This window comes from Umezawaea sp. Da 62-37 (genome assembly GCF_032460545.1).
Taxonomy (GTDB): Bacteria; Actinomycetota; Actinomycetes; order Mycobacteriales; family Pseudonocardiaceae; genus Umezawaea.
This window is the reverse complement of the sequence record NZ_CP135965.1, coordinates 11,563,257-11,577,347: the sequence shown is the minus strand read 5'-3', so window position 1 is coordinate 11,577,347 and position 14,091 is coordinate 11,563,257. Positions and strand designations below refer to the sequence as shown.

The following is a 14,091-nucleotide window of genomic DNA, read 5'->3' as shown; positions in this document are numbered from 1 at the left end:
CGATGACGAACTGCCCCGAGTGCGACGAGCCCGTCGCCGCCGAGGACCGCTTCTGCGAAGGCTGCGGCCGCAACCTGCTGGTGCGCACGACCCCGGTGGGCGGCCCCGACGGCACGGCCGCCGCGCTGTGCTCGTGCGGGAGCGCGGAGATCGACGAGGACGGGTTCTGCGAGCAGTGCGGCCGCGCCCAACCCGTGGGCCGCGACCGGATGGAGTTCGTGCTGCCCACCGTCGCCGGGATCAGCGACCGCGGCCGCAGGCGCGCGCGCAACGAGGACTCCATGGCGTTCGGCCACGTCCACGGCCGCGGGGTCGCCGCGATCGTCTGCGACGGCGTGGCGTCCTCCGAGCGGGCCGACGAGGCGTCGCAGGCCGCCGTGGACGCGGCCAACACCGTGCTGGTCGACGCGCTGGTGGAGGGCACCGATCCCGAGCGCGCCACCGTGCTCGCCGTGGCGGCGGCCAACCGCGCCGCCGGCGCGCTGGCCCGCGCCGAGGCGCCGGACGTGGCGCCGTCGTGCACCTACGTGTCGGCGATGCGCACCGACGACGGCGCGGTCGTGGGCTGGGTAGGCGACAGCCGCGCCTACTGGCTGGCCGACGTCGGCAACGCCACCCCGTCGCGCCGGCTGACCAAGGACGACACGTGGGCGGCGCAGCTGGTCGCCGACGGGGTCCTCACCGAGGCCGAGGCGGTCAACGACCGCCGCTCGCACGTGCTGTCGCGCTGGCTGGGCGGCGACTCCGGGCAGGTCAGCCCGCACGTGGTGACGTTGCGCCCGGAGGAGACCGGGCTGGTGCTGCTGTGCAGCGACGGGCTGTGGAACTACCTGCCGGAGGTCGAGGACCTCGACGCGGCGCGCACCCGCGGCACGACACCGGTGGAGCTGGCGCGGGAGCTGACCGAGCACGCGCTGGCCGCGGGCGGGCACGACAACATCACCGTCGTCGTCATCGAAGTGGGGGTGGGCCGTGGCCGCTGAGTTCGCCGTGGAGGTCTTCCAGAACGAGTACCTGACCGACGGGGCGCGGGAGGTCGACGCGATCGTCACGGTCGCCGCGTCCGGGATCCCCGCGGGCGGGGTGGCGGCCGAGGACGTCGCGCAGGTGCTCGTCGTGGACTGCTCGGGATCGATGCGGTACCCGCCGACGAAGCTCGCCGCGGCCAAGCACGCCACCACCACCGCGATCGACGCGTTGCGCGACGGGGTGTCCTTCGCCGTGGTGGAGGGCACCGAGTCCGCGCGGATGATCTACCCGACCCACCGCGGCCTCGCCGTGGCGAGCCCGCGGACGAAGATCGAGGCGAAGCGGGTCGTGCGCGACCTCGTCGCGGACGGCGGTACCGCGATGGGGCGGTGGCTGGCGCTGGCCGACCAGGTGCTGGCCCGGCACCAGGGGCCGTTGAAGCACGCGATCCTGTTGACCGACGGTCAAAACCAGCACGAGACGCCCGCGCAGTTGTCGCGGACGCTGGCCTCGATCGGCGGCCGGTTCACCTGCGACTGCCGCGGTGTGGGCACCGACTGGCAGGTCGGGGAGCTGCGCAAGATCGCCGAGGCGATGCTGGGGACGGTCGACATCGTCGCCGACCCCCTGGGGCTGGCCGAGGACTTCCGGGCGATGACGGCCACCGCCATGGGCAAGGCCGTGGGCGGCGTGTCGCTGCGGCTGTGGACGCCGGAGGGCGCCTCGGTGCGGTTCCTCAAGCAGGTCTCCCCCACCGTGCTGGACCTGACCGGCCGCCGCGCCGAGGCCGGGCCGCGCACCGGCGACTACCCGACCGGCGCGTGGGGCGAGGAGAGCCGCGACTACCACCTGTGCGTGCGGGTGCGGCCCGCCGGTGTGGGCGACCGGATGCTCGCCGGGCGGGTCAGCCTGGTCGCGCCGGGCGGCGGGGTGCTGGGGCAGGGCCGGGTGCTGGCGGTGTGGACCGCCGACGAGGAGCTGTCGACGCGGATCAACCGCGAGGTCGCCCACTACACCGGGCAGGCGGAACTGGCGGAGGTCATCCAGGACGGTCTGGAGGCGCGCAAGGCGGGCGACGTGGAGACCGCGACCGCGAAACTGGGCCGGGCGGTGGCGCTGGCGGCGTCCTCGGGCAACACCGGCACCGCGGAGCTGCTGGCGAAGGTCGTCGAGGTGGACGACCCGGTCACCGGCACGGTGAGGCTGCGGCCGCAGGTGGCCGACGCCGACGAGATGACCCTGGACACCCGATCCACGGTGACCAAGCGGGTCGGGAAGGGCGGCTGACGTGCCGACCTGTCCCGCGGGTCACGTCGGCGCCGCCGACGACTACTGCGACGTGTGCGGCATCGCCCTGGACGCACCGGAGCCGGTGGTCGCGCCGGATTCGCGCGCGTGTCCGTCGTGCGGGACCGGGCAGGTGGGCCGGTTCTGCGAGGAGTGCGGCCACGACTCCCTGGACATCGCCGTCGGCGCGCCCCGTCCCCCGGTGGCCGCGCCCGTGACGTGGCAGGTCGTCGTCACCGCCGACCGGGGCTACTTCGACCGGGTGGTCGCCGCGGGCGGCCCGGACTCCGCTGCCGTGGAGTTCCCGCTGTACTGCCCGGAGCGGCGGTTCGTGCTGCACGACGACCGCGTCAGCATCGGCCGCCGCAGCCGGTCGCGCGGCATCCACCCCGACATCGACCTCATCGGCCCGCCCGAGGACCCCGGTGTGTCCGCGGGCCACGCCATGCTCGTCCGTGCAGGCGACGCGTGGGCCGTGGTCGACCTGTCCTCCACCAACGGCACCACGGTCAACGACGCCGTCGATCCGCTTCCCGCCAACCGCCCCCACCCGGTGGCCGACGGCGACCGCGTCCACCTCGGCGCCTGGACGACGTTGACGCTGCGCCTGATCTGAGACCCGCCGCCGTCAGGCGGTGACCGCCGGGTGGGCGGGCATCGGGTAGTCCGGAAGCGCGATCGCCTCGGCGGGCGGGGTGGCGAACCGGCCCGCCAGGCCCGCGACCCGGCCCAGCAGCGGGGACCCGGCGACGCGCACGGCGGTCCGGAACAACCCGCGCCCCAGGTTGCTGCGGGGGTGGGCGATCCAGGGGGCGCCGGGCGGGAGGTTCTGCGCCTTGGTGACCAGGGGCCGCAGGATCCGCTCGTAGCGGGCGAAGGCGGTGCGCGGGTCGTCGTTCCCGGTGAGTTCCCCGGCCAGGACGTAGGCGCCCGCCAGCGCCAGGGTGGTCCCCATGCCGCTGATGGGTGACGCGCAGTAGGCGGCGTCGCCGAGCAGCGCGATCCGGCCGCGGCTCCACGTGGGGAGCTTCGCCTGGCCGACCTCCTCGAAGTACAGGGAGTCGGTGTCGAGGCCCGCGAGCACGCGCGGGGCCTGCCAGCCGACGTCGGCGTAGGTCGCGCGCAGGACGGCGACGACGTCGTCGTGGCCGAGCCGGTCCAGGCCGCGCACGTCGGACACGAAGCTCAGGCAGGCCTGGGTGGTGCCGAGGTTGTCCGGGCGCAGCGTCATCGCCCGCCCTTGCCCGCAGGTCAGCACGCGCCACCGATCGTTGTCACCCGCGGCGCGCGGGATCGTCAGGTAGGCGGTGTAGAGGCCGAGTTCGTGGATGTGCGCGTCCGGCATCACCAGGGAGCGGGTGCGCGAGCGCAGCCCGTCTGCGACGACCACGGTGTCGAAGCGGCGGGCGGGGCCGTGCAAGAACTCCACGTCCACTCCCGCCCCGTCGTCGTGCAGGGTGGTGATCCGGTCGCCGAACACGTACTCGGCGCTGGCCGCGGAGTGGTCGTAGAGCAGCGTGGCGAACTGGCCGCGCAGGATCTCCAGCTCGGCCGTGGCACCGCCGGTGTCGTCGGCGCCCGCCGAGAAGGACGCGATCGGACGGCCGCGGTCGTCGACGAAGTCCGTCCCCGTCTCGCCGGTGTGGCGCTCGCGGACGGCGTCCTCCAGGCCCATGCGGCGGATCACCTGGCGCCCGACCCCGCGCACGTCGATGTTCTGGCCCTGCTCGCGCACGCCGTCGAAGCGCTCGACCACGGTCACGTCCCAACCCGAGGCCGACAGCCACGACGCGAGCGTCGGTCCGGCGATACCGGCCCCGGAGATGAGGATGCTACGGGTGTCCACATGAGCCCTTCGACGGTGTCCGGTCCACGGGTGCGTGGCCCGTCCCCCGAGCCTAGGGACCGCCGTGGTGGTCCGCTTGATCAGCGGCCACGGCGACGGGCGTTGCCGTGGCCTTCTCGCGGAGGGCCGACGCGCAGGCCGCGCCCACGACCATGAGCGCGGCGGCGACGAAGAACGCCGCGTGGTAGGCGGCGAGGTTCGGCTGCCCCGACGTCGTGGTGGTCCCCAGCGCGACGAGCACGCCGCCGAGCACCGCGACACCCAGGGCGGAGCCCACCTGCCCGCTGGTGTTGAACAGCGCGGAGGCCATCGCGGTCTTCTCCGGTGGCAGCGTGGCGAACACGGCGGCCCGCGTGGCGCTCAGGACGTTGCCCATGCCCACGCCGAGGAAGAACATGATCGCCCTGGTCAGCCACGGATCGGTGGACCCGTCGACGAGTCCGAGCCCGACCAGCCCCGCGGCGACGGCCAGCAGTGCCACCGCGATGTGCCCGCGCGCCCCGACGCGGCGGTGGACCCGCCCGGCGACCTGCGAGCCCACCATCACCCCGATCGCCTCGGGGAAGCCGATGAGGCCGGTCTGCGAGGCGGAGGCGCCGAGGGCGTTCTGGTAGAGCAGCGGGAAGACGAACAGGGAGCCGAGGAAGGCCGCGACGGCCAGCACGGTCACCACGTTGACGGTGCGGAACACCCGGTCGCCGAACAGCCGCAGGTCCAGCATCGGTTCCGGGACGCGGAGCTCGACGACGACCAGGGCCGCCAGCAGCGCGGTCCCCGCCAGGCCGGTCGTCACGACCACCGGCGACGTCCACCCGGCGGTCGCGCCCTCGGTCAGCGCGTACACCAGCAGCGCCAACCCCGCGCACGACAGGACGAACCCCGCGACGTCGAACCGGCCGACCGCGGGTTCGCGCCCCCTGGGCAGGAACAGCAGACCGAACACCAGGACGGCCACGCAGATCGGCACGTTGACGAAGAACACGAACCGCCAGGACAGGTGGTCCACGAACAGGCCGCCGAGGACCGGTCCGAGGGCGGGTGCCACCGCGGCGGGCCCGACCGTGATCCGCGAGACGCGCATCCGGTCCTCGGCGGGGAAGACCCGGAACAGCATCGCCATCCCGATCGGGATGAGCATCCCGCCGCCGAGTCCTTGCAGGACGCGGAACGCGGTCAGCTGGGTCAGGGTCTGCGCCATCCCGCACAGCGCGGAGGCGACGGTGAACACGGCGAGCGCGGTCAGCAGGACCCGCGTGGCGCCGAACCGGTCGCTGAGCCAGCCGCTGGGCGGGATGACCACCGCGAGGGCGATCAGGTACCCGACGACGGCCGTGCGCGCCTCCACCGGCGAGACGCCCAGGTCGGCGCTGATCGCGGGTACCGCGACGTTGACGATGGTCGCGTCGAGGATGCTGACGAACATCGTCGCCACGAACACCACCGACACCACGGACGTCGGTTTGAGGCCGCCCGGCATCTCAGGAGGCCGCGAGTTCGACGATGCGCGGCACCAGCGACGCCGGGGTCGGCATGGCGCGCATCTCCTCGCGCACCTCCGCGGCCGCCACGCGTGGTCCGTCCGCCTTGAGCAGCCACCCGATCAGGTCGGCGTCCACCGCCTCGGGTGTCGTCGAGACGCCGATGCCGCGCTCGTGCACGGCGTCGGCGTTGGCGTAGCGGTCGGCGCCGTCGGGCACCACCAGTTGGGGCAGCGCGGCGTCGGCGGCGGTCAGGGTCGTGCCCGCGCCGCCGTGGTGGATGATCGCCGTGCAGGTGCGCAGCAGTTGGTCCAGCGGCACCCACGGCACGGCGACGACGTTGTCGGGCAGGTCGCCGACGTCGGTCCGACCCACCGCGAGGACGAAGTCCGCGTCGACTCCCGCCACGACGTCGACGATCCGGCTCACGGCGCCCAACCCGCTCATCATCGGCGCCACCGTGCCCAGGGTGACGGCGACGCGCGGGCGGCTCGGCGGGCGCGCGAGCCAGTCGGGCAGCACGGCCCCGCCGTTGTAGGGCAGGTACCGGGCCGACCACCCCTCCGGTGCGCCGGCGAGCATGCTGGGCGGGGCGACGTCGATCCGCTGCGGCTCCGCGGTGCCGGTGACCCCGTGCCTGAGGTAGGCGTCGGCGAGGTGTTCGCGCATCAGCTCGTTCACCCCGGTGGTCCGGGCGAAGCCGAACCCCTGCTGCACGACGGGCACCCCGAGCTTGGCGGCCACCAGCGGGCCCGCGCCCTGGAGTTGGGTGTAGACGACGACGTCGGGGCGGTACCGGGTCGCCGTGTCGACGATCCCGTCGACCATCCGGTCGGCGACCTGGGCGAACACCGGCACGGCTTCGCGGAGGTCCCTGCTGGCCTCGGTGTTGCCCAGCCGCGCGACCAGCTCGGGCCGGTTCTCCCTGATCCACTCGAAGACGCCGCGCATGTCCTGTCCGGGCAGCACGTCCTCGACCGGCAGGCCCGCTCTCCCGGCCACGAGCGCGTCACCGGCGGCGGCCAGGAGCACGTCGTGGCCCGCCGCGCGCAGCGCCCACGCCAGCGGAACGGCGGGGAGGACGTGACCGGTGCCCAGTGCGGAAACGATCAGAACGCGCATCCGAGGTGTGCCTCTCGAGTCGAGGTTTCCTGCGTGGCAACGGATGATCAAGTTATCAACGACGTGGGGAACCGCCAAGGCCGTGGCTGAATCGTGCCAGGCTGGCCGCGCGCTTGACCGAGCGGCGACAGCTGGTCGAATCCCGGCAGCGTCGCGGTGCGCCCGGCCAGGAGACCGCCGCGCGACCTGCGGGCGCACTGCCCGGCGTTTCTGCGCGGCCGTCACCTCGCACCGCACCGGTGAGGACGCGGGCGCCTTCCGGGTGCTGGGCGACCGGGTGCCGGATACGAGGAGAAGAAGCTCGTCACGGCGTTGGACGCGCTGGCCGGGGGCAGCGCCGAGGGGTTGTTCGGGCTGCCGCCGGAGTCATGACGGCTTGCGCACCAGCAGGTAGGCCTGCGGGGTCTTCTCCCTGGCCTCGGGTTGGCGCACCAGCGTCGAGTGCGGGGCCAGCCCCGCCTCGGCGAGTTGCGCGCCGACCTGCTCCGGGACGAGCCGGTAGGCCTCCATGTCGACGTCGTGCCCGTACCCCTGGGTGATGTGCAGGACCTCGTCGCCGACCTGGAACGCCAGCAGCGCGTACCCGCCGGGGACCAGCACCCGGTGGAACTCCGCGAACGCCTCCGGCCGCCGGGCGGGCGGCAGGTGGATCACCGAGTACCACGCCAGCAGCCCGGCCAGCGAGGCGTCGGGCAGGTCGAGGTCGAGCATCGACCCCACCTCGAACCGCAGCTCGGGGTGGTCGCGGCGGGCGACCTCCACCATGCCCGGCGACAGGTCGATCCCGGACGCGTCCACCCCGAGGCCGCGCAGGTGCGCGGTGACCCGCCCCGGCCCGCACCCGATGTCGGCGACCGGGCCGTCGGGGACGAGTTCGGCGAACGCGGCCAGCATGGCGCGGTCGAACGGGTTCTCGGCCAGCGCGGTGCGCAGCAGGTCGGCGTAGTCGGCCGCGACGATGTCGTAGGAGGCTCGGGTGGTGTCGAGGAAGTCGGTCACGGACGAGGACCCTAGAGCGTGCCCGGTGTGGGGGATCCACGACAAGCCGGAGTGCGGCACTACCCGTGCGGACAGCGCGCCACTCCCCACGGCCGGGTAGTCCTCGTCCCCGGACGGGTGACCCGCGCGCGTCGCGGAACGCGACCCGGCCCCGGCGACCGTGAGGATGCGACCATGAACGAGATCCACACCGTCCCGGAACCCGCCGCGACCGGTGCCCTGCCCTTCGGACCCGACTCGATCACCTGGCAGTACATCGGGCAGTGGCGGCTGGTGACCGTCCTGGCGCGCGCCCTCGTCCTGGAGACCGCCCACCCCGTCGTGGGCGCGGGGGTGACCCAGTTCTCCACCTACCGCGGCCACCCGTGGCGGCGGGCCAAGCAGACGATGCTGAGCCTGCAGCGGATCGTGTACCTCGACACCAGGGGCCGGGAGAAGGAAGCCGCCAGGCTGACCCGGCTGCACAGCCGCATCAACGGGGTCGACGCCTCGGGCTGCCCGTTCGACGCGCTGGACCCCGAAGCCGTGGCGTGGGTGCACCTCACCCTGTTCGAAGCGGTGGTCACCATGTGCCGGGCGGGCGGCGACCCCCTGTCGCCCGAGGACGAGTCGCGGCTCTACGACGAGATGCGGACCTGCGGCGCCCTGCTCGGCCTCGGGGACGACGACCTGCCCGCCACCGTCGCGGACTTCTGGGTCTACTTCGAGAAGATGACCTCCCAGCGCCTCACCCTGACCCAGGGCCTGGTCGACCTGCTGGCCGCGCTGGCCGGTGACATCCCGCCGCCGTCGCGCCTGGCGTTCCTGCCGGCCCCGGTGTGGCGGGTCCTCAGCGGCACCGCCGCCGACGCCTACATGCGGATGACCGCCGCCCTGCTCCCCGAGGAGTTGCGGGAGCGGTTCGGCATGCACGCGGGCACGACGGGCACCGCCCTCGCGACGGTCGTGTGCCGGGGCGCGCGGCTGCTGGACCGCATCACCCCGCAGCGCCTGCGGTTCATGCCCGTGGCCGCCGCCGCGATCGAGGCCGAACGCCGCCTCAGCAGCAGCCTGCGGCGCGCGGCGGCCACCCCGGCCGCCGGGCGCCCGGAGATCTTCGAGCGGATCCTGGACCAGAGCGGCGACGGGTACGTCAGCTGGTCCGACCTCGCCGCGACGGCACGGGTGATCGCGGCCAGGCTCGAGGTCGACGAGGCCACGGAGTCCGCTCTCTACGACGCCTTCCACGCCTGGTGGCTGGACCTCCAGGCCGGGGCCGACGTGGACGGCGACGGGCGGGTGGACCGCCACGAGTACGAACGCGCCGCCCACGGCAAGGCGCTGCGCACGGCCATGGACGCCGTCGCCGCGGCGCTGGACAGCGACGGCGACGGGTACGTCGACCAGGCCGAGTACACCCGTCTGCTCGGTGACCGGGTCGGCGGCGACGAGGTGCTGGGCGGCTTCCGGCAGCTGGACTCCGACGGCGACGGCAGGCTCACCGTGGAGGAGTTCGCCATCGGGCTCGGCGGGTTCTTCGCCGGTCGCAGCGACTCCTCGGCCGGGATGCACCTGCTCGGCCGGACCTAATTCGGTGACCGCGATCCTCACCGGGTTCGCGCGTCTCGGGGTCACCCCGAGCGGCGCCAAACCCGGCAAGGGTTGGTGGTCACCGCACCAGACGGTCCGCGGTGGGACGCCCGTCGGGGCGTCCCACCGCTACCCGACCACCGCTACCCGACCACCGCGTCCAGCGCCTTGAAGATCCGCTTGTCCGACACCGAGTACCGGGTGCCGATGGTCTGGGCGAAGTAGCTCAGCCGCAGCTCCTCGATCATCCACCGCACGTCGTCCAGCGCCTCGTTCGGCTCGTCGGACGGCACCTGGGCCCGCACCTCCCGGTACTCCTGGTGCACCTGGTGGACGCGGTCCATCCACTCCTGGTCGCGCGCCACGTTCTCGGTCAGCTTCTCCAGCCGCCGCTCGATCCCCCGCAGGTACCGGGTGATCTCCGGCAGCCGCGCCGCGCCCACCTGCGTGACGAAGCCCTTGTGCACCAGGCCCGCGAGCTGCGCCTTCACGTCCGCCACCGCCGGGGCGAAGATCGGAGCCTTGACCGTGCCGAGCCGCAGCTCCACGTCCTGGGCCGCGACCAGGACCTTGCGGACCTCGCCGACGACGTCGAACACCGCCTGGTTGAGGTTGGTCCGCACGTGCTTGAGCAGCCGCTCGTACCCGGCCTGCGTCCACGCCGGACCGCCCGCCTCCGTCATCAGCCGGTCGACCGCCGCCGAGATGCAGTCCGCCAGCAGCGGCGCGACCCCGCCGTGCGGGTTGCGGGTCAACGCGAGCTTCGCGGAGTTGTCCAGGGTCCGCTGGAGCACCTTCACCGGTGAGGGCACCGTGAGCAGCAGCAACCGCCGCGTGCCCCGCCACATCGCCAACCGCTGCCTGCCGGGCGTGTCCACGACCCGGATGGCCACCGACTCGCCCGCGTCCACCAGCGTCGGGTAGGCCGTCACCACGACACCGGACTGCCGCTGCTCCATCGTTTTGGGCAGCGCGCCGAAGTCCCACGACGTCAACCCCGAGCGCTCCACGTCCGCCGCCGCGGCGGTGAGCGTGGCCCGCACCTCCTTGACCAGCTGCTTCTTCAGCACCCCCAGGTCCTTGCCCAGGGCCAGCTGCCGGTTGTTCTCGTCCACCACCCGGTAGGTCAGCTTCAGGTGGTCGGGCACCTGGTCGAGCTGCCACGCGTCCCGCGGCACCACCACCCCGGTCAACGTCCGCAGCTCGCGCTCCAGCGCGGTCAGCAGCGGGTCGTCGGTGGAGATCCGCGCCAGCACGGCCTTCGCCACGTCCGGCACCGGCACGAAGTTGCGCCGCAGCGGCTTGGCCAGCGACCGGATCAGCGCCACCACCAGATCCAGCCGCAGACCGGGGATCTGCCACGAGAACGCCTCGTCGCCCAACGTCGTCAACGCGGGCAGCGGCAGGTCCACCGTCACGCCGTCGGTGCCCGCGCCGGGCTCGAAGTGGTAGGACAGCGGCAGCGTCAACCCGTTCTGCTGCCAAGAGTCCGGATAGGCCTGCTCGCTGACCTCGGCCCGCTCGTTGATCAGCATCGCCTTGTCGAACGTCAGCAGGTCCGGCTGGGTGTGCCGGGTCTTCTTCCACCACGTGTCGAAGTGCCGCACCGACACGACCTCGGCGCCGACGCGCTGCTCGTAGAACTCGTAGAGCGTCTCGTCGTCGACCACGATGTCCCGCCGCCGCGCCCGGTTCTCCAGCTCCTCCACCTCGGCCAGCAGCGCCCGGTTGGCCTCGAAGAACCTGTGGTGCGTCGTCCACTCGCCCTGCACCAGGGCGTGCCGGATGAACAGCTCCCGCGACAGCTCCGGGTCGATCCGCCCGTAGTTGACCTTCCGGGCCGCCACGATCGGCACCCCGTACAGCGTCACCTTCTCCAGCGCCACCACCGAACCGCGCTTGGCCTCCCAGTGCGGCTCGCTGTAGTTGCGCTTCACCAGGTGCGGCGCCAGCCGCTCGGCCCACTCCGGCTCGATCCGCGCCACGATCCGACCCCACAGCCGCGAGGTCTCCACCAGTTCCGCCACCATCACCCACTGCGGCGGCTTCTTGAACAGCGCCGAACCGGGGAACACCGCGAACCGCGCGCCGCGCGCCCCGATGTACTCCGTGGACGCCCGCTTGCCGGGGTCCTTCTTCGGCACGTCCTTCACGCCGATGTGCGACAGCAGCCCCGACAGCAGCGAGATGTGCACGTTCTGCGGCTCCGCCGCGTCCTCGCCCACCGTCAGCTTCAGCGTCTTCGCGACCTGCCGGAGCTGCGAGTAGATGTCCTGCCACTCCCGCACCCGCAGGTAGTTCAGGAACTCGTTGCGGCACATCTTCCGGAACTGGTTGGACGACAGCTCCCGCTGCTTGTCCTTCAGGTAGGTCCACAGGTTCACGAACGACAGGAAGTCCGACGTCGGGTCCGCGAACCGCGAGTGCTGCTCCGTCGCCGCCTGCTGCTTGTCCGCCGGGCGCTCCCGCGGGTCCTGGATCGACAGCGCCGCCGCGATGATCATCACCTCGCGCACGCACCCGTTGCGGTCCGCCTCGATCACCATCCGCGCCAGCCGCGGGTCCACCGGCAGCTGCGCCAGCTTGCGCCCCAACGGGGTCAGCCGCCTGTTGACGTCCGACACCTCCGGGTCGATCGCCCCCAACTCCTGCAGCAACTGCACGCCGTCGGCGATGTTGCGCGCGTCCGGCCCGTCGATGAAGGGGAACGCCGCGATGTCGCCCAGCCCGATCGACGTCATCTGGAGGATGACCGACGCCAGGTTCGTCCGCAGGATCTCCGGGTCGGTGAACTCCGGGCGCGCCTCGAAGTCGTCCTCGGTGTACAGCCGGACGCAGATGCCCGCCGACACGCGTCCGCAGCGGCCCTTGCGCTGGTTCGCCGACGCCTGGGACACCGGTTCGATCGGCAGCCTCTGCACCTTCAGCCGATGGCTGTACCGCGAGATCCGCGCCGTGCCGGGGTCGATCACGTACTTGATCCCCGGCACCGTCAGCGACGTCTCCGCCACGTTCGTCGCCAACACCACCCGACGACCGCTGTGCGACTGGAACACCCGGTGCTGCTCGGCGTAGGACAGCCGCGCGTACAGCGGCAGGATCTCGGTCCCCCGCAGCTCCGCCTGCCCCAGCGCCTCCGCCGTGTCGCGGATCTCCCGCTCACCCGACAGGAACACCAGGATGTCGCCCGGCCCTTCCGCCTGGAGCTCCTCGACCGCCTCGACGATCGCCGAGGTCTGATCGCGGTCCGGGTCCACGAACTCGTCCTCGGGGTCGACCACCGGCCGGTAGCGCACCTCGACCGGGTACGTCCGCCCCGACACCTCGATCACCGGGGCGTCCTCGAAGTGCCGGGAGAACCGCTGCGGGTCGATCGTCGCCGACGTGATGACGACCTTCAGGTCGGGCCTGCGCGGCAGCAGCTGCTTGAGGTACCCCAGCAGGAAGTCCACGTTCAGACTCCGCTCGTGCGCCTCGTCGATGATCAGCGTGTCGTACCGGCTCAGATCCCGGTCCGACTGGATCTCCGCGAGCAGGATGCCGTCGGTCATCAGCTTCACCAGCGTGTCCTCGCCGGAGTGGTCGCTGAACCGCACCTTGTAGCCCACCGCGGACCCCAGCGGTGTCTTCATCTCCTCGGCGACCCGCTCGGCCACCGTCCGCGCCGCCAGCCTGCGCGGCTGCGTGTGGCCGATCTGGCCCCGCACACCGCGGCCGAGCTCCAGGCAGATCTTCGGCAGCTGGGTCGTCTTGCCCGACCCCGTCTCACCCGCCACGATCACCACCTGGTGGTCGCGGATCAGGGCCAGGATCTCGTCCTTGTGCTGCGACACCGGCAACTCGGCCGGGTACGCGATCTTCGGAACGCCCTCCCGGCGCACCGCCAACCGCAGTTCGGCGTCGTCGAACTCGCCGGCGATCTCCGCCGCGATCGCGTGCTTCGACTTCTGGTCCTTCACCCTCCGGGCACCATCGAGACGGCGTTGGAGCCTGCGCTGGTCGCGAAGCATCAACTCGGGCAGACGTTTGTGCAGGTCGGCCAACGGCGACCCGGCGAGCGGCGTGTCCATACTGCGACCAGGATAGAACGCCCCACCGACTACGACCATCGGGTTACCGGGCGGGGGAAACCGCAAGTCACCCCTGGGGGCTCCGATCCGCGCCGGGGCGGGCCGACCGGAAATGTCGTACCCCGCCCCTACCGTCACCGCCGTGGACGAAACGACCTTCTGGACCCTCGTCGAACACGACGCCGACCGCGTCCCCGACGACCGCCTCGACCGGCTCACCACCCGGCTCGCCGGACTCCCGCCGCCCGACGTCGCCGACTTCCAGGTCCTCCTCGACCACGTCCGCGGCCGCGCCGACACCTGGGACCACTGGGCCGCCGCCCACCTCGTCCTCGGGGGCTGCTCCGACGACGGCTTCTTCTACTTCCTCGCCTGGCTCGTCGGCCTCGGCCGCACCCGCTTCGCCCGCGTCGCCGAGGACCCCGACGCGCTCGCCGACCACCCGGCCGTCCAGCACCTGGCCACGCTCGCCCCTGGTGTCCCGAGCAGCGACGACCCCGACTGGGAAGCACTCGACTACGTCGCCCGCGAGGCCTACCGCCGCACCACCGGCGACCCGGACGGCCTCGACACCGCGCTCGCGGCCCGCGGCCACGAACCCATGGTCGCCCCCGACCCCGACGGCGCCCCCTGGGACTTCGACGACACCGCCGAACTCCTGCGCAGGCTCCCCCGGCTCACCGCCCTGTTCGCCGACCGCGACGCCCAGGCGTGACGAAGCCCCAGGTCACGCCGATTCCAGCCCGGAACG

Annotated in this window: 10 protein-coding genes; 5 read left to right on the top strand and 5 right to left on the bottom strand. The window is 72.8% G+C overall.

All coding sequences use genetic code 11. The features are described 5' to 3' along the window. Window positions 1-2 precede the first annotated feature (2 nt). The 3 genes from RM788_RS51820 to RM788_RS51810 are packed head-to-tail and all read left to right on the top strand — an operon-like array spanning window position 3 to window position 2,872. Window positions 3-983, top strand: coding sequence for a PP2C family protein-serine/threonine phosphatase (locus tag RM788_RS51820; protein WP_315929199.1), 981 nt, complete (start codon window positions 3-5; stop codon window positions 981-983). Beyond that, window positions 973-2,256, top strand: coding sequence for a vWA domain-containing protein (locus RM788_RS51815; RefSeq protein ID WP_315929198.1), 1,284 nt, complete (start codon window positions 973-975; stop codon window positions 2,254-2,256). Before RM788_RS51820 ends, RM788_RS51815 begins: the two co-directional genes overlap by 11 nt. A 1-nt stretch (window position 2,257) precedes the next feature. Continuing rightward, the gene (locus tag RM788_RS51810) at window positions 2,258-2,872 is read left to right on the top strand and encodes an FHA domain-containing protein (protein ID WP_315929197.1); all 615 of its coding nucleotides are present in this window, start codon (window positions 2,258-2,260) and stop codon (window positions 2,870-2,872) included. Between the two features lie 12 nt (window positions 2,873-2,884). Here the strand turns inward: RM788_RS51810 and RM788_RS51805 are convergent, their stop codons facing one another. The 4 genes from RM788_RS51805 to RM788_RS51790 form a co-directional block, all read right to left on the bottom strand. Further along, window positions 2,885-4,102: an FAD-dependent monooxygenase gene (locus RM788_RS51805; RefSeq protein WP_315929196.1), complete on the bottom strand. Its 1,218-nt coding sequence runs from the start codon at window positions 4,100-4,102 to the stop codon at window positions 2,885-2,887. Between the two features lie 52 nt (window positions 4,103-4,154). After that, window positions 4,155-5,579 carry an MDR family MFS transporter gene (locus tag RM788_RS51800; protein ID WP_315929195.1) on the bottom strand — a complete coding sequence of 475 codons (1,425 nt, stop codon included), beginning with the start codon at window positions 5,577-5,579 and terminating at the stop codon, window positions 4,155-4,157. Between the two features lies 1 nt (window position 5,580). Next, window positions 5,581-6,702 (bottom strand): nucleotide disphospho-sugar-binding domain-containing protein, encoded by a 1,122-nt coding sequence (locus RM788_RS51795; protein ID WP_315929194.1) that lies wholly within the window; start codon window positions 6,700-6,702, stop codon window positions 5,581-5,583. Between the two features lie 366 nt (window positions 6,703-7,068). Beyond that, a complete protein-coding gene (locus tag RM788_RS51790; RefSeq protein WP_315929193.1) occupies window positions 7,069-7,701 on the bottom strand; it encodes a class I SAM-dependent methyltransferase in 633 nt (210 codons plus the stop codon). A 174-nt stretch (window positions 7,702-7,875) separates the two neighbouring features. Here RM788_RS51790 and RM788_RS51785 point away from each other — a divergent pair, with 174 nt between their 5' ends. Beyond that, window positions 7,876-9,270, top strand: a complete 1,395-nt coding sequence (locus tag RM788_RS51785; protein WP_315929192.1) for an oxygenase MpaB family protein — start codon at window positions 7,876-7,878, stop codon at window positions 9,268-9,270. A 143-nt stretch (window positions 9,271-9,413) separates the two neighbouring features. On the opposite strand, the gene hrpA is transcribed toward RM788_RS51785, so the two are convergent. Further along, window positions 9,414-13,340, bottom strand: a complete 3,927-nt coding sequence (gene hrpA, locus RM788_RS51780; RefSeq protein WP_315929191.1) for an ATP-dependent RNA helicase HrpA — start codon at window positions 13,338-13,340, stop codon at window positions 9,414-9,416. Between the two features lie 142 nt (window positions 13,341-13,482). Here hrpA and RM788_RS51775 point away from each other — a divergent pair, with 142 nt between their 5' ends. Beyond that, window positions 13,483-14,055: a DUF4240 domain-containing protein gene (locus tag RM788_RS51775; RefSeq protein WP_315929190.1), complete on the top strand. Its 573-nt coding sequence runs from the start codon at window positions 13,483-13,485 to the stop codon at window positions 14,053-14,055. The last annotated feature ends 36 nt before the right edge of the window (window positions 14,056-14,091 follow it).